Origin of the sequence: Pseudomonas sp. RA_15y_Pfl1_P11, assembly GCF_963970975.1 — a bacterium.
Lineage (GTDB): Bacteria > Pseudomonadota > Gammaproteobacteria > Pseudomonadales > Pseudomonadaceae > Aquipseudomonas > Aquipseudomonas tritici.
Map to the genome: position 1 here is coordinate 215,661 of NZ_CAXAOY010000005.1, position 21,402 is coordinate 237,062.

The window sequence follows — 21,402 nt, forward strand, 5'->3', positions numbered from 1 at the left end:
ACGGTACAAACCTGATGTGGGAGCTGGCTTGCCTGCGATGCGGACGGCTCGGTGAAACAGTTACACCGCGGCGATACAATCGCGGGCAAGCCCGCTCCCACACAAGCCGCTTGCCACATTTTAATCGCGTCCGCCGACCAGCCACTGCAATTGCACTTCATGCTGGCCACGGTCGTCGGTCACGAAGATGGTGCCTTCGCTGATCATCACATCCCACTTGATCACGCGGGGCATGTCTTTGGCCAGAACCTCCAGGATCTCCTGGGGCACGGCGGCGATGTGTACGTTTTTCAGGTTGGTCGCCACCGGCACCACCTTGCCTTCCCATACACGCAGGCTACCGTAGGCCAGCAGGCTGGTGCGTTCGGTGCGGCGCGAGCACCAGGTCAGGCGGTCGGCATCGGGTTGGCCGACTTCGATCCAGTGCAAAACCCGATCATCCAAACTTTTTTCCCACAGGGCTGGTTCGTCTACATCTGACAGTCCACGACCAAACGCCAGTTGCTCGTTGTAAAACAGGGCGTAGGCCAACAGACGCACGGTCATGCGCTCTTCGGTTTCCGAAGGGTGGCGGGCGATGGTCTGTTTGACGCTCTCGTACACCGAGCGATCGAGGTCAGTAAGGTTGAGTTCGAATTTGTAGGTCGTGGACGGCTGGGCCATGAACGGACTTCTAGAGACAGGGAAAGGCGGCCAGTCTAACCGATGGCGGGGCCATTCAACGAATCCTGCGCTGCATCATCCTTATCCCTGGGCTGTCCGCCTATGTTAAAAGGCATCACACCACCGCACTGCGCAGACAAGGATCATCATGTCGTTTAATGCCAAACCGCTTGCCGGCCTGAAAGTTATCGAACTCGGTACCCTGATCGCCGGCCCGTTCGCCTCACGTATCTGCGCCGAATTCGGCGCCGAGGTGATCAAGGTCGAATCGCCGGACGGCGGCGACCCGCTACGCAAGTGGCGCAAGCTGTACGAGGGCACGTCGTTGTGGTGGTTTGTGCAGGCGCGCAACAAGCAGTCGCTGACGCTGAACCTCAAGCACCCGGACGGCCTGGCCATCCTCAAGCAGTTGCTGGCGGACGCCGACATCCTGATCGAGAACTTCCGCCCCGGCGTGCTGGAGAAGCTCGGCCTGAGCTGGGAAACCCTGCACGCACTCAACCCCAAGCTGGTGATGGTGCGTCTCTCCGGCTTTGGCCAGACCGGCCCGATGAAAGACCAGCCAGGGTTTGGCGCGGTGGGCGAATCCATGGGCGGCCTGCGCTATATCACCGGCTTCGAAGACCGCCCACCGGTGCGCACCGGCATTTCCATCGGCGACTCGATTGCCGCGCTGTGGGCGGTGATCGGCGCGCTGATGGCGCTGCGTCATCGCGAAGTCAACGGCGGCGTGGGCCAGGTGGTCGATGTAGCGCTGTATGAAGCCATCTTCGCCATGATGGAAAGCATGATCCCGGAGTTCGATGTATTCGGTTTTATTCGCGAACGCACCGGCAACATCATGCCCGGTATCACGCCGTCCTCCATCCACACCAGCGCCGACGGCAAGCATGTACAGATCGGCGCCAACGGCGATGCGATCTTCAAGCGCTTTATGTCGGCCATTGGCCGTGAAGATTTGGCCAACGATCCAGAGTTAACCAGCAATGACGGACGCGATGGCCGTCGTGATGAGCTGTATGGCGTAATCGATCGCTGGGTGAATTCGCTGCCACTGGATGAAGTGGTCGCGATATTGAATAAAGCCGAAGTGCCTGCCAGTCGCATCTACAGTGCCGAGGACATGCTCGGCGATCCGCAATTCCTCGCCCGGGAGATGTTCCTCAAGGCCCAGCTTCCCGACGGCAAGGACTTCAAGATGCCTGGCATCGTGCCCAAGTTGTCGGACACGCCAGGCAGCTGCGAATGGGTCGGGCCGCAGCTGGGTGAACATAACAACGTGCTACTCAATAAACTGGGATACGACAGCGCTGCCATTACTCGCTTGCGTGAGGATGGCGCGATTTGATGGTTTACCCTGCTCAGAGCGAGTTGGCAGCGTTCATTGATGAGGACCAATTTGACCTGCAAGCCTTCCTCGGCTCCCCTACCGCACGCATTGGCGCAACCGCCGAACGCAGCTACGGTCCGTTGATCGATGCGCAACTCAAGGGTGCCGCCCCTCACACACTGGCACTCCATTACGGCAATGACGCCCTGGGCAGCCTGCTGCAAATGCAGCGCCTGGGCCGACTGGAAGCCGTTCTGGGTTACGCGCCGGAGATCCGCTATCACGCCATGCAACAAGGCATTGCCCCTGAAGACCTGATGTTCTACCCCATCAAGGGGTCAGCGCCCTACCAGCGTACGCATATCGGTTGTTCGGCCACACCTGAAGGTCGCCAGGCCATACAGCGAATTGATCGGGCCTTGCGCCATATCCCACAGGAACAGCTACAGGCTTCCTACGCCGAATGGCTGGACCCGGTCATGCGTGAACACTATCTGCAGGACAACCCGAGCTTTTTCCTGGATTCACCTGAACCCTGACAAATCGCAGGCAAAAAGAAACCCCGGAGCGTGGGGATACACTTCGGGGTTAAACGTGGCCTACAAAGACCCGTACAGCAAGGCACAAACACCGGAGCACAATGTCTGCTCTTGCTGTTACGAAATCTGACCGGCCGCCTTGTAGGAAGTTTCCACACTTAAACAATTCTTCATGCAACGGCAGCGCCACGAGCCTGGGCGGCGTTGCGCAAGGCCGCGATGACCGACGGTTCCAAGCGCCCTTCGGCAATCTTGAGATCGCGCAAGAGGCAGTCCACCACATCCACCATCACGCGTTTATCCATCAATTGTGCGCGATCAACTTCACGCTCGACCACGATCGCGCCAGCAGGATTCTTCACGGTCACCAGGCACTCGCCCTGCACACCGGCGGTGGTCAGCGAAACCTGATAAGGGCTCAGCGCTTCTTCTAGCAATAGGCTGATACTTTCCATCTCGATCACCACTCAATAGTTCGGGAACAATCGTTTCAACGGGAGAGCTGCATCTATCCTAAGTGACTGGTTGTGACGTAGAAAAGTTCGCTTTTTCGTGTTTTGGGGCCGTCAGGGGCTGACGGATTCCAGCATGCGCTCGCAACATGACAACGAAAAAACGGCCGCACCTACCGAACCTGCAAGCCATAAAAAACGCCGCTGACCCAAGGAAGGGAAAGCGGCGTTTTTGCCTGCACGGTTTGCCTTACAGCGGCTTACCACGGTTGCCATGCTGGCTGACAAACGCCTGCACAGCCTTGAGGTCATTGGCCAATACAGTGCAACGCTCTTCACGCTCGAACAGGTCAGCCAAGTGCGCCGGTAATTCCAGCGCCTTGCCAACGCCCGCCTTCTCCACCGCTTCCGGGAATTTCACCGGGTGCGCGGTGCCCAGGATCACCATCGGGATATCCAGGCTGCGGCGGCATTCGCGGGCGGCCTTCACACCAATGGCAGTGTGCGGGTCCAACAGCTCGCCGGTATGGGCATAGACTTGTGCGATGGTTTCGCAGGTCTGCGCATCGTCCACAGCCAGGGAGTCGAAGAGCTTGCGGGTTTCGGTCCAACGCTCTTCGTCAACGCTGAAACCGCCACCGCTCTTGAAGGTGTCCATCAAACCCGCGATGGCCGCGCCGTTGCGACCGTGCATGTCAAACAGCAGGCGTTCGAAGTTCGACGACACCATGATGTCCATCGACGGCGACAGCGTGGCGTGCAGGGTTTCCTTGACGTACTGATTGCCGCTCATGAAACGGTGCAGGATGTCGTTGCGGTTGGTGGCGACGATCAACTGGTTGATCGGCAGGCCCATGTTGCGTGCCAGGTAACCGGCAAAAATGTCGCCGAAGTTGCCGGTCGGCACCGAGAACGACACCGAACGTGCAGGCCCGCCCAGTTGCAGGGACGCGTGGAAGTAGTAGACGATCTGGGCCATGATCCGCGCCCAGTTGATCGAGTTCACCGCCACCAGGCGCGTGCCTTTCAGGAAGCTCTGGTCAGCAAAGCTGTTCTTGACCATTTCCTGGCAGTCATCGAAGTTGCCTTCAATGGCGATGTTATGGATGTTCTCACCAAAAATGGTGGTCATCTGGCGACGCTGCACTTCCGACACGCGCTTGTGCGGGTGCAGGATGAAGATGTCGACGTTTTCGCAGTGTTTGCAGCCTTCGATGGCAGCCGAGCCGGTATCACCGGAGGTAGCGCCGATGATCACCACGCGTTCGCCGCGCTTCTCCAGCACGTAATCGAGCAGGCGACCCAGCAGTTGCAGGGCAAAGTCCTTGAACGCCAGCGTCGGGCCGTGGAACAGCTCCAGTACCCATTCGTTGCCGTTCAATTGACGCAACGGGGCGATGGCGCTGTGGGAAAACACGCCGTACGTCTCTTCCAGAATCTTCTTAAATTCCGCATCCGGAATGCTGCCGGTGACAAACGGGCGCATCACCCGGAAGGCCAGCTCGTGGTACGGCAGGCCGGCCCAGGAAGCGATTTCTTCCTGGGTGAAGCGTGGCAGGTTTTCCGGCACGTACAGGCCGCCGTCAGTGGCAAGACCTGCCAGCAAAACGTCTTCGAAATTCAGGGCCGGTGCCTGGCCGCGGGTGCTGATGTAGCGCATAGGGGCAAACCTTCGGTTTGGGCTTCAAGCTTCAAGTGACAAGCTTCAAGTTAAAGCAGATCTGCTTCTACTTGAAGCTTGTAGCTTGGCGCTTGCAGCTGAATTAATTCAAATGTTCGACACGGATACGGACTACCGGCCCAACCACGCCCTGGAGAGCTTCGAGCGCTCGGATGGCGTCATTCATGTGTTGTTCGAGCACACGGTGGGTCAGCAGGATCATCGGCACCTGGCCGTTTTGCTCCTCGACTTCCTTCTGCATGATCGACTCGATGTTGATCCCGCGCTCCGACAGGATGCTGGCGACCTGGGCCAACACGCCCGGATGGTCCTGGGCCTGGATACGCAGGTAGTAGGCACTTTCGCAGGCTTCGATCGGTAGGATCGGGTGGGCCGACAGCGAGTCCGGCTGGAACGCCAGGTGCGGCACGCGGTTCTCCGGGTCGCTGGTCATGGCGCGGACCACGTCCACCAGGTCAGCGATCACCGACGAAGCCGTTGGCTCCATGCCGGCGCCAGCGCCGTAGAACAGGGTCGAACCGGCGGCGTCACCGTTGACCATCACGGCGTTCATCACGCCATTGACGTTAGCGATCAAGCGATCGGCCGGGATCAGCGTCGGGTGCACACGCAGCTCGATACCGGCCGGCGTGCTGCGCGCTACGCCCAGGTGCTTGATGCGGTAGCCCAGGGCTTCGGCGTAGTTCACGTCAGCAGTGGTCAGCTGGGTGATGCCTTCGGTGTAAGCCTTGTCGAACTGTAGCGGGATACCAAAGGCGATGGACGCCAGGATGGTCAGCTTGTGCGCCGCGTCGATACCTTCCACATCAAAGGTCGGGTCGGCTTCGGCGTAACCCAGGGCCTGTGCCTCGGCCAGCACGTCTTCGAAGGTACGCCCCTTCTCGCGCATTTCGGTGAGGATGAAGTTACCGGTACCGTTGATGATGCCGGCGACCCAGTTGATACGGTTGGCGGACAGGCCTTCACGGATCGCCTTGATCACCGGGATGCCACCAGCGACAGCGGCTTCGAACGCAACGATCACGCCCTTTTCACGCGCCTTGGCGAAGATTTCGTTGCCGTGCACGGCGATCAGCGCCTTGTTGGCGGTGACCACGTGCTTGCCGTTCTCGATGGCCTTGAGCACCAGCTCGCGGGCCACGGTGTAGCCGCCGACCAGTTCGATGACAATATCGATTTCAGGGTTGGTGGCAACGGCGAAGACATCGTTGGTAATCGCAATACCGGTCGTTTCGAACTGTGGCTTTGGCGAACGCGTGGCAATTTGCGCCACTTCAATCCCACGGCCTGCGCGGCGGGAAATTTCCTCAGCGTTACGCTGAAGTACGTTGAAGGTGCCGCCACCGACGGTCCCTAACCCACAGATGCCTACTTTGACCGGTTTCACTGAAGAACTCCCCATGAAACGGCCGACGCGAGGTCGGCCGTGGAAAACAGCCGCATAACTGCGGCTTTCAATTAATGGCCCGTGGACTTATCCACGGGCCATGATCGTCAAAGGTTCGACGATGCTGGTTTATTTGGCACTCAGCGCCAGTTTGGCAACTTGTGGCGCCGGCTGGTAGCCCGGAATCACTTGGCCGTCAGCCAAAACGATGGCCGGTGTACCGTTCACGCCAATGGACTGGCCCAGCGCGAACTGCTTGGAAACCGGGTTGGCGCACTTGGCGGCCTTGATTTCCTTGCCGTCGACCATCTTGTCCATGGCCGCTTTTTTGTCGGCCGAGCACCATACGGCTTGCAGTTGCTCGTCACCCGGCGAGCCCAGGCCTTGGCGCGGGAACGCTACATAGCGCACTTCCACGCCCAGCTTGTTGAGCGCGGGCACTTCGGCGTGCAGCTTGTGGCAGTACGGGCACGTGGTATCGGTGAACACCGTGATGTGAGTCTTGGTCTCGCCGATCGCCGGGTAGACCACGGTTTCAGCCACAGGGATGCCATTGATCAGCTTGGACACGCCCAGGCGCTCGGCTTTCTCGGTCAGGTTGACCGGTTTGCCGTCCTTCAATTGGAACAGGTAACCCTGGACGATGTACTGGCCGTCGGCACTGGCGTACAGCACGCGGCTGCCCTTGAGCTTGACTTCGTAAAGGCCGGCCATCGGGCTGGCACTGATGCTTTCGATCGGAGTGTCGAGCTGCAGGTTGGCCAGGCTCTTGCGGATGGCCTGCTCGGCAGCGTCATCGGCGACAACAAAGGTGGAAACCAACGCAATGGCTGCGGCGGCAATAATCTGGGTCAAGCGCATGGGAACTCCTGAAGGCAGATGCAGGGACGGGCGCAAGACATGGGTCTGTTAATACAGGTCTGAGCCGTCCCCTTTGCTAACCGGCAAAGCCTACCACAGTTGGGCCGCAGGGCAGCCCGTGGCGGGATAAATTGGCGGTTTTCAGCCTCTCGGGTGGTGCTTGGCGTGCATTTCCTGCAAACGTGCGCGCGCCACGTGGGTGTAGATCTGGGTGGTGGATAAGTCGCTGTGGCCGAGCAGCATTTGCACCACGCGCAAATCCGCACCGTGGTTGAGCAAATGGGTGGCGAAGGCATGGCGCAACGTGTGGGGCGACAGGGACTTGCTGATCCCGGCGACCTTGGCCTGATGCTTGATGCGGTGCCAGAAGGTCTGGCGGGTCATCTGTTCACCGCGCAGGCTGGGGAACAACACATCACTGGGGCGTCCGCCAAGCAGTTCGCTGCGGGCATCACGCATATAGCGCTCGACCCACACTATCGCCTCCTCCCCCATTGGTACCAACCGCTCCTTGCTGCCCTTGCCCATCACCCGCAATACCCCCTGGCGCAGGTTCACTTGTTCCAGGGTCAGGCTGATCAGCTCGGTTACCCGCAGGCCGCAAGCGTACAAAACCTCGAGCATGGCGCGGTCGCGCTGGCCGATGGCTTCGCTGAGGTCGGGGGCAGCGAGCAAGGCCTCCACGTCATTTTCCGACAAAGACTTAGGAAGCGGCCTACCTAATTGTGGCATGTCGACTTGTAGAGTCGGATCGACTGCGATCAGCTTTTCGCGCAGTAAATAGCGATAAAAGCCACGCACACCCGAGAGAAATCTCGCAGTAGAACGCGGCTTGTAGTGTTGCTCCAGACGCCAGGCTAAGTGATCGAGGATCAGCTCGCGTCCGGCATTGGTCAGCTCGAGGTTTTTCTCCTGCAGCCAGCCGTTGAACAGGGCCAGGTCACTGCGGTAAGCCTGGCGTGTGTTGTCCGACAAGCCTTTTTCCAGCCAAAGGGCGTCGAGGAAACGGTCGATAAGAGGATGATCAATGGCGGGCATGGGCACTCAAGTGACGCGGCACAGGGCTTTGCGGCAATTAATTAGTGAACTGTGATTAGGGTCACTAGTCTTTCATAGCCCGCTACTTCAAGGAACAGGGAGCTTTAATGAACGAACAACAGATTTTGTTGGCCTTTGGCGGCATTGGCGTGGCCGCACTCGGCTGCCAATGGCTGGCCTGGCGCCTGAAACTGCCGGCAATTCTGTTCCTCTTGCTGAGCGGGATTCTGGCCGGGCCGGTACTGGGCTGGCTCGACCCGCAGGAAATGTTCGGCCCCTTGCTGATGCCACTGGTGTCGTTGGCCGTGGCGCTGATCCTGTTTGAGGGCAGCCTGACGCTGCACCTGTCGGAATGGAAGGAGATTGGCAGCGTCGTCCACCGCCTGGTGACCCTCGGCGCGCTTTCGACTTGGGCGGTAATCACGCTGGCAACCCACTGGCTGCTGGGTTTCGACTGGATGCTGGCGCTGCTGTTCGGCACGCTGACGTTGGTGACGGGCCCGACGGTGATCGTCCCGATGCTACGCGTGGTGCGCCCCAAAGCCTCCATCGCCAACATCCTGCGCTGGGAAGGTATCGTCATCGACCCGATTGGTGCACTGCTGGCCGTGGTGGTCTACAGCTTCATCATCAGCCGCGCTTCCGGTGATGGCTTGAGCCATAGTCTGCTGACTTTCGGCGGCGTGATTGCCTGCGGTAGCCTGTTCGGGGTTGCCGGCGGCTGGCTGCTGGGGCAGATCATGCGTCGACAGTGGTTGCCGGAATACCTGCACAACCTGGCGACCCTGGCCGGGGTGCTGGGCGTATTCATCGCCGCCAATGAAGTCATGCACGAGTCTGGCCTGTTGGCGGTAACGCTGATGGGCATGTGGATGGCCAACATGAAAGGCGTGGATGTGCGACACATCCTGCACTTCAAGGAAAACCTCAGCGTACTGCTGATCTCCGGTTTGTTTATCCTGCTGGCGGCGCGCCTGGACCTGAATGCATTGATTGCCCTGGGGCCCTTCGTCCTGATCCTGTTGCTGATCATTCAGTTTATTGCACGCCCCCTCAATGTCGCGCTGTCGACCGCCGGTTCGAAGCTGAACTGGCGGGAACGCGCACTGCTGGCTTGGATTGCCCCCCGTGGGATTGTGGCCGCAGCGGTGTCGGCGATATTTGCGATTCGCCTGGATGAAGCCGGTCACGAAGGTGCATTGCTGCTGGTGCCGCTGACCTTTGCGGTGATCATCGGCACCGTGGTACTGCAAAGCGCCACCGCCCGCCCCCTGGCCCGCCTGCTGAAAGTCGCCGAGCCTGCGCCCAGTGGCTTTCTGATCGTCGGTGCAAATGGCCCGGCGCGCATCCTGGGCAAAGCTCTACAGCAATTGGGCAGCCGCGTGCTGTTGACCGACTCCAGCTGGGAAAACATCCGCGCCAGTCGCATGGAGGGGCTACCGACCTACTTCGGCAACCCGGCCTCGCAGCATGCCGAATCGCACCTGGACCTTGTGGGGCTCGGACATTTGCTGGCACTTTCGCCCTCGGGTGAACTGAATACCTTGGCCGCCATGCGCTTTCGCCACGACTTCGGGCATCGCCTGTTCACCCTGACCAGCAGCCAGGAGAGCCGTCGCACGGACAAGCACCGGGCCAGTCATGAACACCGCGGGCACCTGCTGGGCAGCCAACCCTTGAGCTATACCAAGCTCGCCAGCCTGCTGGGGCAAGGCGCCGAGCTGTACACCACCCACCTGACCGATGGGTTTGGATGGAACGACTACCAGGCACTGCATGGTGAACGGGCGATCCTGTTGTTTGCCCGTGACAACAGTGGCTGGGTGCATGTGGTAACACCAGAGAGCGGTTTGAAACCAGTGGCGGGATGGGCGTTATTGGCAGTCATCCAGCCAGGGCAGTCCTAGCCTCAACTGCCACCCTGCGATACGCACAAATCGCAGGCACAAAAAAGCAGCCCGTAGGCTGCTTTTTTCTGCATCGGGAAGCTGGACTTAAGCCAGTTTTTCCTTGATGCGAGCTGCTTTACCGGACAGGTCACGCAGGTAGTACAGCTTGGCTTTACGTACGTCACCGCGACGCTTGACGGCCATGCTGTCGATTTGCGGGCTGTAGGTCTGGAAAGTACGCTCTACGCCAACACCGTTGGAGATTTTACGAACAGTGAAAGCACTGTTCACACCACGGTTACGCTTGGCGATTACCACGCCTTCGAACGCTTGCAGACGCGAACGGTCGCCTTCCTTCACTTTCACCTGAACGACAATAGTGTCGCCCGGGGCAAAGGTAGGGATCTCTTTGGTCATCTGCTCTGCTTCGAGTGCAAGGATGATTTTGTTAGTCATGCTGTGCTCCTAAGGTAAGTCAATGGACCTACCATCGATACGTTGTTAACTATCGTCCCGCGCGAGGATGTATTCCTCGAGCAGCTTCTTCTCTTCTCCAGAAAGCGAGCGGCTATCCAGAAGATCGGCGCGTCGTTCATAGGTCCGACCAAGGGACTGCTGTAAACGCCAACGCCGGATGTGTGCGTGATTGCCACTTAGCAATACGTCGGGAACACGCTGATCCGCATACACCTCCGGGCGGGTGTAGTGCGGGCAATCCAGCAAACCGTCCGTGAAGGAATCTTCCTCCGCGGAGTCCGCATGCCCTAAAGCTCCAGGCAGCAGTCGTGTAACCGCATCTATCAGGACCATCGCCGGCAGCTCGCCGCCAGACAGGACATAGTCCCCAATCGACCACTCTTCATCGACATGAGCGTCAATAAAACGCTCGTCAATGCCTTCATAGCGACCGGCAATCAGGATCAGTGCTTCCTCATTCGCCAGTTCGCGGACCCCAGCCTGTTTCAACTGACGGCCTTGAGGGGACAGGTAAATTACCTTCGCCTTCTCCCCGGCGGCGGCCTTGGCCTGAGCCAACGCGTCTTCCAGGGGCTTGATCTTCATCACCATGCCTGGGCCACCGCCAAATGGGCGGTCATCCACAGTGTGATGTCGATCCGTCGTGTAGTCTCGCGGGTTCCAACAGGTAAGCTGCAACAGCCCCTGTTTCACCGCCCGACTGGTGATGCCGTACTCGCTGATAGCGGAAAACATCTCGGGAAACAAACTGATCACTTCAATGCGCAGATTAGCCACGCTTAGAAGTCCGCATCCCATTCCACCTTCATCTCGCCCGCCGCCAGGTCAATGGCCAACACGCATTGCTCTGTATAGGGCAACAAGCGTTCGCGATCATCCAGGCTGCCAGCGCAAGGCTTGACCACCATTACATCATTGGCGCCGGTTTCCAGAAGATGATCGATTTTCCCGAACAATTGCCCGAGTTGATCAATAACCTTCAGACCTTCCAGCTGGTACCAGTAGTACTCGCCGTCGGTCAATTCAGGGAACAGGTTGCGCGGCACGCAGATCTCGTAACCGGCCAGAAGACGAGCTTCTTCACGATCATCAAGACCCTTGAGCTTTGCGACCAGGAACTTGTCGCTCCCGCGTCCACTGACCAGCTCGACCTGTTTCACACTACCTTCGCGCTTGAGCGTCCAGGTTTTGTACTGCAACAGGTTTTCAGTCGGATCAGTAAAGGAATACACCTTCACTTCGCCGCGAACGCCATGAACAGAGTAAATCTTGCCGATAACGATCAAATCATCAGCAACAGCTGGCGTCGCGCTCATATTGCTCAGGCTGCGGCCTTAGCCGAGTCCTTCAACAACTTTGCAACGCGCTCGGATGGCTGTGCACCAACGCTCAGCCAGTAGGCTACGCGCTCTTGGTTCACGGACAGACGAACTTCTTGGCCACGAGCAACAGGGTTGAAGAAACCAACCTGTTCCTTGTGCGAACCGTCGCGCGGGTTGCGGCTGTCGGTTACGGTCAAGTGGTAAAACGGGCGCTTTTTGGAGCCGCCAAGGGCAAGACGGATTGTTAGCATGTGAACATCGTTCCTGTAGTCGGTGCTGCAAATCTAAATGCACAGCGGGCATAGGTGCCCGAAAGGCCGCATATTCTAAGGAATATCCGGACTTTTGCAAATGTCTTTTTCTGGCGCCTATCAGCGTGCCATTCAGATCTGCTATAGAGCCGTCGGTTAAAACGGCAGGTCAGCCCCCGCCAACGGCGGGTTTGCTGGAGATCCCACATCCCTGTGGGTCGGAGCGCAAGCCGGGCTTGCGCTCGAATACTTTACATTTTCGGCATACCGCCGCCGGGCAACATACCGCCCATGCCGCGCATCATCTTGGCCATACCGCCCTTGGCGGAGAATTTCTTCATCATCTTCTGCATCTGCTTATGTTGCTTGATCAAGCGACCGATGTCCTGCACCTGGGTACCGGAACCCATGGCGATCCGACGCTTGCGCGAACCGCTGATCAGCTCAGGGTCGCGGCGCTCGGCCGGGGTCATGGAGTTGATGATGGCTTCCATCTGCTTGAACTGCTTCTCTGCCGCACCCTGGGCATTGCCCATTTGCGCCAGGTTGACACCGCCGATGTTCGGCAGCTTGTCCATCAGGCCGCCAAGGCCGCCCATGTTCTTCATCTGTTGCAGCTGGTCGCGGAAGTCTTCGAGGTCGAAGCCCTTGCCCTTCTTCAGCTTCTTGGCCAGTTTATCGGCCTTGTCCTTGTCGAGCGTGGCTTCGGCCTGCTCGATCAGGCTGAGCACGTCGCCCATGCCGAGGATTCGCGAGGCAATACGCTCGGGGTGGAACGGCTCGAGCGCTTCGCTCTTCTCGCCCATACCGATGAACTTGATCGGCTTGCCGGTGATGGCACGTACCGACAACGCGGCACCGCCACGCGCGTCACCGTCGACCTTGGTCAGGATCACGCCGGTCAACGGCAGTGCGTCACCAAAAGCCTTGGCGGTGTTGGCCGCATCCTGGCCGGTCATGGCATCGACCACGAACAGCGTCTCGACCGGGTTGATCGCAGCGTGCAACGCTTTGATCTCGCCCATCATCTCTTCATCGATGTGCAGGCGACCGGCGGTATCGACGATGACCACGTCGATGAATTTCAGCTTGGCTTCTTTAATAGCTGCGTTGGCGATGTCGACCGGCTTCTGGCTCAGGTCAGACGGAAAGAAGGTCACGCCTACTTCGCTGGCAAGCATTTCCAGCTGCTTGATGGCCGCCGGACGGTACACGTCGGCCGACACCACCATGACGGACTTTTTCTTGCGCTCTTTAAGGAAGCGCGCCAGCTTGCCGGCGGTGGTGGTTTTACCCGCACCCTGCAGACCGGCCATCAATACGACGGCCGGCGGCACGGCGCTGAGGTTCAAGTCTTCGTTGGCCGCGCCCATCAGGCTTTCGAGCTCGGCCTGGACGACCTTCACAAAGGCCTGACCCGGCGTGAGGCTGCGGGACACTTCGGTACCTACCGCGCGCTCTTTGACCGAGTTGACGAAGTCCTTCACCACCGGCAAAGCCACGTCGGCTTCCAGCAACGCCATGCGCACTTCACGCAGGGTGTCTTTAATATTGTCCTCGGTCAGCTTGGCCTTGCCGGTGACATGGCGCAGCGTCTGCGAGAGACGGTCAGTCAGGTTTTCAAACATGCGCGATCCTTTCAGGCCCTATTCAACGAAGTGCATCGGTAGACCGAGGTAATGGCGGCCCAGGCTGCGGTAAATCGCTATTTGAAACAGCGCTCGGCGAGCCTGCGGCGTGGGCAGGTCGCGGATTATAGCGAAGACTGCCGCCATGCACACCCGCTGTCTGGCCTGAGAGTCTTTCGTGTTACGCAGGGGTATGCCAAACTCAGCGCCTTTCGGGCTTGCCTATCAGGATTTATGCTCCCTTTGCCACCCAGTTTGCTACCCAGCCTCGCCGCCGCCATTTTGTATGCCGCTGCGACTCTTTATCAGGGCACTCGTCTGGCCCAAGGCACCAAGGCTGATAAACGCCTGCTGGTCGGCCTTGGCGTCCTAGCCCTGCTGGCTCACGCTGCCAGTCTTTTTAGCCACCTGATGACCCCAGTCGGCCTGGGCCTGGATTTTTTCAGCGCCGCCAGCCTGATTGCGGCGGCCGTCATCGCACTGACCTTGCTGGCCTGTTATCGGATTCCCGTCGAAAACCTGCTGGTGCTGCTATTCCCACTGGGCATGCTGACCGTGTTGCTGGCGCAATTCGCGCCCACTGGCACGGTGCAGGTGATTGATGAAGAGCCGGGCATCCTCGCGCACATCCTGCTTTCCATCCTGGCCTACGGTATGTTCACCATTGCCGTCTTCCAATCCCTGCTCCTGCTGCTGCAGGACCACCAGCTCAAGCACAAGCACCCCTCGGGGCTGATCAAGAACTTCCCGCCGCTGCAAACCATGGAAAGCCTGCTGTTCGGCTTCCTCTGGGCCGGCTGGACGCTGTTGTCGCTGTCGCTGATTTCCGGCTGGCTGTTCGTCGAAAACCTGTTCGCCCAGCACTTGGTGCACAAGACCCTGCTGGCGTGCCTGGCGTGGGTGGTGTTCAGCGTGTTGCTGTGGGGCCGCAACCGCCTCGGTTGGCGCGGACACAAGGCGATCCGCTGGACCCTGGCTGGTTTCTGCCTGCTGATGCTGGCCTATTTCGGCAGCAAGCTGGTTCGCGAATACATCCTGCACATCTGACGGGCCGCGATCATGGACAACTTGCCGCTGGAGCCGATGCTCGCAGTAATCGCCTTGCTGGTGTTATGGGCCGCGCTGTTTACCGCCATCGAAGCTGCGCAACAACACTTGCTGGCCTTGCGCCCTGGTACACGCCAGGGTGACAAGGCTGCCGCCCGCCTGAGCTTCCCGCGTAACAGCCTGATCCTGTGCAACAGCCTGTGTCGCGCCGCCGTGGTGATCCTCTGCACGCTGCTGGCGATCTATGCCTGGGCGCAGAACGGCCCCTGGCTCGGCTGGCTGATCTCCTGCGCGATCCTGCTGATACTCGCCGACTACCTGCCCCGTGCCCTCGCCGTTCGTTATCCGCAAGCGGTGCTGGGCTTTGGAAACACGCTGCTGGGCGTACCGCTGAAAATCCTTTACCCCCTTGCCTGGCTGCTCAATGGCATCAGCCTGTTGCTGTTGCGTCCATTCGCACGTCAATCCGGCGTGGTGAAAAAGAGCGATGAACCGCTGCCCGACCACGACCACGACGAAACGGAACCGGAAGCCGACGAAGACCACCGCCCCGGCATGCCCGGCATCCACGCCCTGGACAACATCACGGTCAACGACATCCTGGTACCGCGCAGCGAAGTGGACGGCATCAACCTGGATGACTCGGTCGAAGAAATCATCGAGCAACTGCGCACCTCCGAGCGCACACGCCTGCCGGTGTTTCACAGTGATATCAACCAGGTCCAGGCGGTGCTCAACACGCGGCAGATCCAGCACCTGCTGCCCGACGCCAGCCTGACCAAGGAAGCGTTGCTCGCCGCCTGCCACGAACCCTATTTCGTTCCCGAAAGTACGCCGCTGCAACTGCAACTGCTGAACTTTCACAAGCAGCAGCGACGCCTGGGCATGGTGGTGGACGAGTACGGCGAAGTGCTGGGCATTGTCACCCTGGAAGATATCCTCGAAGAAATCGTCGGCGAATTCGAAAGCGAGCAGAGTGCGGACAACCCGCATATCGAAGCGCAACCGGATGGCCGCTATATCATCGATGGCGCCGCCTCGATCCGCGAACTGAACAAAAGCCTGAACTGGCACCTGCCCAGCGACGGCCCCAAGACGCTGAATGGCCTGGTGACCGAAGCACTGGAAACCATCCCAGACTGCGCGGTGTGCCTGAAAATCGGGCGCTATCGCCTGGAAATCCTCGAGACCGAGGACAACCGCGTGAGCAAGGTGCTGATCTGGCATACCAGTAGGATGCCGGTGGCTGCCTGAATCAACTCGTTCCCTGTGGGAGCTGGCTCCAAACCTTAGATCCTCGCCAACACCCTTGTTGTATGCGCAAACCCCTTCCTATAATCCCTGCGGCTTACCAAAGCCCCGCCAGACCGTGTGCTACCCGCACCCAACGCGTCCAGGCACCGCTTCATCCTGTCTGACCGGTGTTCGCTCCCATCCCGAGCCGCCCCGCGCACAACCCTGATCCATGGGTGTTTGACCAATAATAATCCGCGTCCAAACGCGCAACGACCATCAGGGATACTGCCATGAGCACAACCTACAACGAGGCCGCGCCCGCCGCCCCGACCAACTCGACTGCACGGGTTGCCACCGCGAGCATTGTCGGCACCGCCATCGAGTTCTACGACTTCTATATCTACGCCACGGCTGCTGCGCTGGTGATCGGCCCGGTGTTCTTCCCACAGACCTCCGGCACCGCGCAGATGCTGGCGTCGTTCCTGACTTTTGGCATCGCCTTTATCGCCCGCCCGCTGGGCTCGGCGCTGTTCGGCCACTTCGGCGACCGTATCGGGCGTAAATCGACACTGGTCGCATCGCTGTTGCTGATGGGCGTGTGCACAACGCTGATCGGCTTATTGCCCGGCTATGACAGCATCGGAGCCTGGGCACCGATCCTGTTGTGCGTACTGCGTTTCGGCCAGGGCCTTGGCCTGGGCGGGGAATGGGGCGGCGCGGCACTGCTGGCGACCGAGAATGCGCCCAAGGGCAAGCGCGCATGGTTCGGCATGTTTCCGCAGCTTGGTCCATCCATCGGGTTCCTGGCGGCCAACGGCTTGTTCCTGATCCTGGCCATGAGCTTGAACGACGAGCAGTTCCGCAGCTGGGGCTGGCGCATTCCGTTCATCCTCAGCGCCGCGTTAGTGATGGTTGGCCTGTACGCACGGCTGAAGCTGCATGAAACCCCGGTATTCGCCAACGCCGTGGCCAAAGAAGCACCAATAAAAGTGCCGCTGGTGGAACTGTTCAGCCAGCATTGGCTGCCCGTACTGCTGGGCGCCATGTCCATGGTGGTGTGCTATGCGCTGTTCTATATCACCACGGCGTTTTCCCTAAGCTACGGCGTTTCGACCCTGGGCTACAGCCGCGAGACCTTCCTTGGCTTGCTGTGCTTCGCAGTGCTGTTCATGGGCCTGGCCACGCCGCTGGCAGCCCTGGCGAGTGATCGTTACGGGCGCAGGCCGGTGCTGATCGTCGGTGCGATCCTGGCGATCCTGTCGGGCTTCACCATGGAGCCGCTGCTGACCCACGGCTCGACCTGGGCGGTGGCGCTGTTCCTGGCCTTGGAGCTGTTCCTGATGGGCGTGACCTTCGCGCCGATGGGCGCCATGCTGCCGGAGTTGTTCCCAACGCGCGTGCGTTATACCGGCGCGTCGGCGGCGTATAACCTGGGTGGGATCGTGGGGGCTTCAGCGGCACCTTTCTTCGCGACCAAGCTGGTGGCGATGGGTGGGCTGAGTTATGTCGGTGGGTATGTGTCGGCGGCAGCGCTGCTCAGTTTGATTGCTGTGCTGTGCCTGAAAGAGACGCGGGATAATGACTTGAACAAGGTCGCCTGATAGACCGCCTTCGCGAGCAAGCCCGCTCCCACAGTTTGACCGCATTTATCCAATAGGAACGCGGTCGAATGCAGGAGCGGGCTTGCTCGCGAAAGGCGCGCCTCGATTACAGCTCGACTACAACGGCTTTGGAAGCACGGGTAGCCTTCGCCCGAGCCGCTTCAATCGACTCATCCCGCGCCAATGCCACACCCATCCGACGCTGACCCTTCACTTCCGGTTTGCCAAACAGGCGCAACGCCGTGTCCGGTTCGCTCAACGCAGCGCCAAGGTTGGCGAACGCCGTCTGGGTCGACTGCCCTTCCACCAGGATCACCGCCGAAGCCGAAGGCCCGAACTGACGGATCAACGGAATCGGCAACCCCAGGATTGCGCGAGCGTGCAGCGCGAACTGCGACAAGTCCTGGGAAATCAGGGTTACCAAGCCCGTGTCATGCGGACGCGGCGATACTTCGCTGAACCACACCTGATCACCCTTGATGAACAACTCCACGCCAAACAGGCCACGGCCACCCAGGGACTCGGTCACGGCCTTTGCAACGCGCTCGGATTCGGCCAGCGCAATCGGGCTCATGGCCTGTGGCTGCCAGGATTCCTGGTAGTCGCCCTTCTCCTGACGATGGCCAACCGGTGCGCAGAACGTGGTGCCACCGACGTGACGCACCGTCAGCAAGGTGATTTCGTAGTCAAAGTCGATAAAGCCTTCGATGATCACCCGGCCTTTACCGGCGCGCCCGCCTTCTTGGGCGTAATCCCAGGCTTTCTGCACGTCGTCAGCGCTGCGCAACAGGCTCTGGCCCTTGCCCGACGAACTCATCACCGGCTTGACCACACACGGGAAGCCCAGGTCTTGCACGGCCTTGCTGTAGTCTTCGAAGGTATCGGCGAAGTGGTACGGCGAGGTCGGCAGGTCCAGCTCTTCGGCGGCCAGGCGACGGATGCCTTCGCGGTTCATGGTCAGCGAGGTAGCGCGCGCGGTCGGGATCACGGTGAAGCCTTCGGCTTCCAGCTCGACCAAGGTGGCAGTGGCGATGGCTTCGATTTCCGGCACGATGAAGTGCGGCTTCTCGGCTTCGATCACGGCACGCAGGGCGGCACCGTCGAGCATGTTGATGACGTGGCTACGGTGCGCCACCTGCATGGCCGGCGCGTTGGCGTAGCGATCCACGGCAATCACTTCAACGCCCAGGCGCTGCAGTTCGATTACCACTTCCTTGCCCAGCTCACCGCAGCCACACAGCAAAACGCGGGTCGCGGTTGGCGACAATGGAGTTCCGATTCGGGTCATCTCAGGTCCTCAGGGGGAGCGGATCATGGGGAGAAAGGCCGGCATTTTACATGAACTGTAAAAATTGGCCTCAGTTGGCGACGGCACGCTTGCGGATCCGCCACGCCATGATCAGCCACACCACCGTGACGCCGGCAAATTTCGACACCAGTGCGGTGCCCACTACCGCGGGAGTGAGCGCGCCGATCAGGCCGAAAAAGATAAAGGTATCGAGGGGAATGCTCAGCGCCGAACTGATCCACAGGCGGTCGTGGAGCGGGCGCTTGGTGATGCTGAACACCAGCCAGTCGATGCACTCGGAGACCGCAAACGCTGTGGCACTGGCCAGTGCGATAGAAGGGTCGGAGGTGATATACGACAGCACCAGCGCCGCCAGCATGGCGAGGATTGCGCCGTGACCGAAGCGGGTCTGCACCATGTCGCGCAGGATAAACACCAAGCCACCCCAGGCGGACCAGATGACATCCAGGTGCGGGGCGTTGGAAAAGGCGAAGTTGATCAGCACGACGCTGCTGATATAGGCGATCAGGAAGAGCATGGGGGTGGGCCTGTGGGTGATGCCGCACAGGGTACTTCACAGTAACCATTGTGGCGAGCGGGCGACTGCAGTGAGCGGGCTTGCCCCACTCACTGCAAATCAGCCGCCGGATTTGCCGGAAACCATAAACACCAACCCACTCGCCACCGCCCGCTCATGGCACAACCCCAACACCACCCGGCGCTCGGCATTGTCCATGCGACTCCAACGCGTAATCTCATCCACGGTGCGCTGACAGCCGGTGCAAATATCATCATCATCCAGCGCGCAAATGCTCACGCACGGCGACGCGACGGGCCGTTCACTCGGGTTCATTCTTCCTGCTCAACCAAGTCACGCGCATAACGCTGCGAGTTATGCACATAGTGCGCAGCGCTGGCTTCAAGCATGCGTTTTTGTGCGTCGGTCAACGCCCGCACCACCTTGCCTGGCGACCCCATCACCAGCGAACCATCAGGAATTTCCTTGCCCTCGCCGATCAGCGAGTTGGCGCCGATGATGCAGTGCTTGCCGATCTTCGCGCCGTTGAGGATCACCGCGTTAATGCCGATCAGGCTGTAATCATCCACCGTGCAACCGTGCAGCATGGCGTTATGACCAATGGTCACGCCGGTGCCCAGGGTCAGCGGGTAGCCCATGTCGGTGTGCATTACGCTGCCATCCTGCACATTGCTGTTCTTGCCGATCAGGATCAGTTCGTTGTCGCCGCGCAACACCGCGTTGAACCAGACGTTGGCGCCCTCCTCCAGCTTGACCTTGCCCACCAGCGTGGCATTCGGTGCCACCCAGCTCTGTGGATGAGTCTCGACGCGGGCGTCGCCCAGGCGATATTTCATGATTTTCCCTCACGGCGTTGCCATTCAAACGATGGCTTAGATATTGATGAAGCTCTTGGGTGGCTGGTGCAGGCTGATGTCGGCGTCGTCATAGAGCAAATTGATCAGCTCGACGATCATAATCGCCGTCAGCCCCCAGATCTTGTATTCGCCAAACCGATAGCTGGGCACGTACCAACTGCGGCCCTGGTAATCGATTCGGTGGGTATGTTCGCGCGGGTCCTGTCGGAAAAAGTCCAAAGGCACGCTGAAAACAGCGGCAATCTCGGCATCATTGGCCAGGTATTCGACGTAATCGGGGACGACGCCTACATAAGGCGTGACCCGAATGCCGTGCAGGGAGATCAAAGGGCTCAGCGGGCCGATCACTTCGACCAGACCAGGCGGCAGGCCGATTTCTTCTTCGGCCTCGCGCAGCGCGGTGAAGATCAGGTCCGGGTCTTCGGGGTCGCGGCGCCCGCCGGGAAAGGCCACTTCGCCACCATGGGTCGACAGGCCACTGGCGCGCAGGGTCAGGATCAGCTCAGGTTCGTCACTGCGGGTAATCGGCACCAGCACCGCGGCCTCGGGGAAACGCCCGTCAGTTTCCAGCATGTGGGGGGTGTGATTGCTTACCCGGCGAAGTAGCTCGTCCAGCATGAGTCATCTCGGTCTGTTGGCTACCTTGCATCATGCACCAAAGCTCGCGGGTGCCCAAGCCCAAAACCCGCGTGGTGTCGCTAAACGACAACTTGTTGCAGCGCCCTGCCCGTCACGCCAAGATAGACGCACTTTCCAGGAACCCCAGCATGAATTTCTGCAGCCAGTGCGGTAAACCGGTTTCCCAGCGCATCCCCGAAGGCGACGGCCGCCTGCGCTTTGTGTGTGATCACTGCCAAACCATTCACTATCAGAACCCCAACATCGTTGCCGGCACGGTGCCGGTGTGGGGCGAAAAAGTGCTGCTGTGCCGCCGCGCCATCGAGCCGCGCCTGGGTTACTGGACCCTGCCCGCCGGTTTCATGGAAAACGGCGAGACCGTCGAACAGGCCGCCGCCCGCGAAACCCTGGAAGAAGCCTGCGCACGCGTGCACAACATGGCCATTTACACGCTGATTGACGTGCCGCATATCAACCAGGTGCATATCTTCTACCGCGCCGACCTGCTCGACCTGGACTTTGCCGCAGGCCCCGAAAGCCTGGAAGTGCAGTTGTTCGACGAAGCCGACATCCCTTGGTCCGAGCTGGCTTTCCGCACGGTCGGGCGGACCCTGGAATACTTTTTCGCTGACCGCCGACAGCAATCCTTCCCGGTGCGCAGCGAGGCTGTACCGCCGCTGGGCAAGCCCGCCCCATGAC

At 59.9% G+C, this 21,402-nt stretch carries 22 protein-coding genes and 1 pseudogene; 7 read left to right on the plus strand and 16 right to left on the minus strand.

The window, feature by feature from the left end; all coding sequences use genetic code 11:
• Nucleotides 1-120: 120 nt before the first annotated feature.
• Entirely contained in the window at nucleotides 121-663 is a 543-nt protein-coding gene (locus AACY44_RS08470) for a YaeQ family protein (protein WP_339417299.1), read from the minus strand.
• Nucleotides 664-811: 148 nt separating this feature from the next.
• Here AACY44_RS08470 and AACY44_RS08475 point away from each other — a divergent pair, with 148 nt between their 5' ends.
• Both AACY44_RS08475 and AACY44_RS08480 read left to right on the plus strand, forming a co-directional pair.
• Nucleotides 812-2,011 (plus strand): CaiB/BaiF CoA transferase family protein, encoded by a 1,200-nt coding sequence (locus AACY44_RS08475; RefSeq protein WP_049711684.1) that lies wholly within the window; start codon nucleotides 812-814, stop codon nucleotides 2,009-2,011.
• 14 nt (nucleotides 2,012-2,025) lie between these two features.
• A pseudogene (locus tag AACY44_RS08480) lies at nucleotides 2,026-2,532 on the plus strand (TIGR02285 family protein); the annotation flags it as partial.
• 170 nt (nucleotides 2,533-2,702) lie between these two features.
• Here the strand turns inward: AACY44_RS08480 and AACY44_RS08485 are convergent.
• The 5 genes from AACY44_RS08485 to xerD form a co-directional block, all read right to left on the minus strand.
• Nucleotides 2,703-2,987 carry a DUF3509 domain-containing protein gene (locus tag AACY44_RS08485; RefSeq protein WP_339417301.1) on the minus strand — a complete coding sequence of 95 codons (285 nt, stop codon included), beginning with the start codon at nucleotides 2,985-2,987 and terminating at the stop codon, nucleotides 2,703-2,705.
• A 247-nt stretch (nucleotides 2,988-3,234) separates the two neighbouring features.
• Complete coding sequence (gene thrC / locus AACY44_RS08490) at nucleotides 3,235-4,644, minus strand: threonine synthase (RefSeq protein WP_339436012.1); 1,410 nt, start codon at nucleotides 4,642-4,644, stop codon at nucleotides 3,235-3,237.
• Between the two features lie 103 nt (nucleotides 4,645-4,747).
• Nucleotides 4,748-6,052 (minus strand): homoserine dehydrogenase, encoded by a 1,305-nt coding sequence (locus AACY44_RS08495; protein WP_339417303.1) that lies wholly within the window; start codon nucleotides 6,050-6,052, stop codon nucleotides 4,748-4,750.
• Nucleotides 6,053-6,181: 129 nt separating this feature from the next.
• The gene (locus AACY44_RS08500) at nucleotides 6,182-6,913 is read right to left on the minus strand and encodes a disulfide isomerase DsbC N-terminal domain-containing protein (RefSeq protein WP_339417305.1); all 732 of its coding nucleotides are present in this window, start codon (nucleotides 6,911-6,913) and stop codon (nucleotides 6,182-6,184) included.
• Between the two features lie 141 nt (nucleotides 6,914-7,054).
• A complete protein-coding gene (gene xerD, locus AACY44_RS08505) occupies nucleotides 7,055-7,951 on the minus strand; it encodes a site-specific tyrosine recombinase XerD (protein ID WP_339417307.1) in 897 nt (298 codons plus the stop codon).
• A 107-nt stretch (nucleotides 7,952-8,058) separates the two neighbouring features.
• Between xerD and AACY44_RS08510 the strand changes: the two genes are divergently transcribed.
• Nucleotides 8,059-9,858: a cation:proton antiporter gene (locus AACY44_RS08510; RefSeq protein ID WP_339417308.1), complete on the plus strand. Its 1,800-nt coding sequence runs from the start codon at nucleotides 8,059-8,061 to the stop codon at nucleotides 9,856-9,858.
• Between the two features lie 87 nt (nucleotides 9,859-9,945).
• On the opposite strand, the gene rplS is transcribed toward AACY44_RS08510, so the two are convergent.
• The 5 genes from rplS to ffh form a co-directional block, all read right to left on the minus strand.
• Nucleotides 9,946-10,296, minus strand: a complete 351-nt coding sequence (gene rplS / locus AACY44_RS08515; RefSeq protein WP_003175895.1) for a 50S ribosomal protein L19 — start codon at nucleotides 10,294-10,296, stop codon at nucleotides 9,946-9,948.
• 45 nt (nucleotides 10,297-10,341) lie between these two features.
• Complete coding sequence (gene trmD, locus AACY44_RS08520; RefSeq protein ID WP_339417309.1) at nucleotides 10,342-11,115, minus strand: tRNA (guanosine(37)-N1)-methyltransferase TrmD; 774 nt, start codon at nucleotides 11,113-11,115, stop codon at nucleotides 10,342-10,344.
• Complete coding sequence (rimM, locus tag AACY44_RS08525) at nucleotides 11,097-11,633, minus strand: ribosome maturation factor RimM (RefSeq protein ID WP_339417310.1); 537 nt, start codon at nucleotides 11,631-11,633, stop codon at nucleotides 11,097-11,099. Before rimM ends, trmD begins: the two co-directional genes overlap by 19 nt.
• A 5-nt stretch (nucleotides 11,634-11,638) precedes the next feature.
• Entirely contained in the window at nucleotides 11,639-11,890 is a 252-nt protein-coding gene (gene rpsP / locus AACY44_RS08530; RefSeq protein ID WP_003175899.1) for a 30S ribosomal protein S16, read from the minus strand.
• A 251-nt stretch (nucleotides 11,891-12,141) separates the two neighbouring features.
• Nucleotides 12,142-13,518 carry a signal recognition particle protein gene (ffh, locus tag AACY44_RS08535; protein ID WP_339417311.1) on the minus strand — a complete coding sequence of 459 codons (1,377 nt, stop codon included), beginning with the start codon at nucleotides 13,516-13,518 and terminating at the stop codon, nucleotides 12,142-12,144.
• A 234-nt stretch (nucleotides 13,519-13,752) separates the two neighbouring features.
• Between ffh and AACY44_RS08540 the strand changes: the two genes are divergently transcribed.
• From AACY44_RS08540 to AACY44_RS08550, 3 genes are all read left to right on the plus strand, one after another.
• A complete protein-coding gene (locus AACY44_RS08540) occupies nucleotides 13,753-14,565 on the plus strand; it encodes a cytochrome C assembly family protein (RefSeq protein WP_370467834.1) in 813 nt (270 codons plus the stop codon).
• A gap of 12 nt (nucleotides 14,566-14,577) precedes the next feature.
• Nucleotides 14,578-15,819 (plus strand): transporter associated domain-containing protein, encoded by a 1,242-nt coding sequence (locus AACY44_RS08545; RefSeq protein ID WP_339417312.1) that lies wholly within the window; start codon nucleotides 14,578-14,580, stop codon nucleotides 15,817-15,819.
• Between the two features lie 272 nt (nucleotides 15,820-16,091).
• Nucleotides 16,092-17,402: an MFS transporter gene (locus AACY44_RS08550; protein ID WP_339417313.1), complete on the plus strand. Its 1,311-nt coding sequence runs from the start codon at nucleotides 16,092-16,094 to the stop codon at nucleotides 17,400-17,402.
• Nucleotides 17,403-17,508: 106 nt separating this feature from the next.
• Here the strand turns inward: AACY44_RS08550 and purT are convergent, their stop codons facing one another.
• The 5 genes from purT to AACY44_RS08575 all read right to left on the minus strand — a co-directional run bounded on the left by purT (nucleotide 17,509) and on the right by AACY44_RS08575 (nucleotide 20,703).
• Nucleotides 17,509-18,690, minus strand: coding sequence for a formate-dependent phosphoribosylglycinamide formyltransferase (purT, locus tag AACY44_RS08555; protein ID WP_314567802.1), 1,182 nt, complete (start codon nucleotides 18,688-18,690; stop codon nucleotides 17,509-17,511).
• 70 nt (nucleotides 18,691-18,760) lie between these two features.
• A complete protein-coding gene (locus AACY44_RS08560; RefSeq protein WP_339427482.1) occupies nucleotides 18,761-19,228 on the minus strand; it encodes a preQ0 transporter in 468 nt (155 codons plus the stop codon).
• Nucleotides 19,229-19,327: 99 nt separating this feature from the next.
• Entirely contained in the window at nucleotides 19,328-19,543 is a 216-nt protein-coding gene (locus AACY44_RS08565; protein ID WP_339417315.1) for a DUF1289 domain-containing protein, read from the minus strand.
• Nucleotides 19,540-20,064, minus strand: a complete 525-nt coding sequence (locus tag AACY44_RS08570; RefSeq protein ID WP_339417316.1) for a gamma carbonic anhydrase family protein — start codon at nucleotides 20,062-20,064, stop codon at nucleotides 19,540-19,542. Before AACY44_RS08570 ends, AACY44_RS08565 begins: the two co-directional genes overlap by 4 nt.
• A gap of 36 nt (nucleotides 20,065-20,100) precedes the next feature.
• Nucleotides 20,101-20,703: a CoA pyrophosphatase gene (locus AACY44_RS08575; protein ID WP_339417317.1), complete on the minus strand. Its 603-nt coding sequence runs from the start codon at nucleotides 20,701-20,703 to the stop codon at nucleotides 20,101-20,103.
• A gap of 149 nt (nucleotides 20,704-20,852) precedes the next feature.
• Between AACY44_RS08575 and AACY44_RS08580 the strand changes: the two genes are divergently transcribed.
• The gene (locus tag AACY44_RS08580; protein WP_339530040.1) at nucleotides 20,853-21,401 is read left to right on the plus strand and encodes an NUDIX hydrolase; all 549 of its coding nucleotides are present in this window, start codon (nucleotides 20,853-20,855) and stop codon (nucleotides 21,399-21,401) included.
• Nucleotide 21,402: the final 1 nt, after the last annotated feature.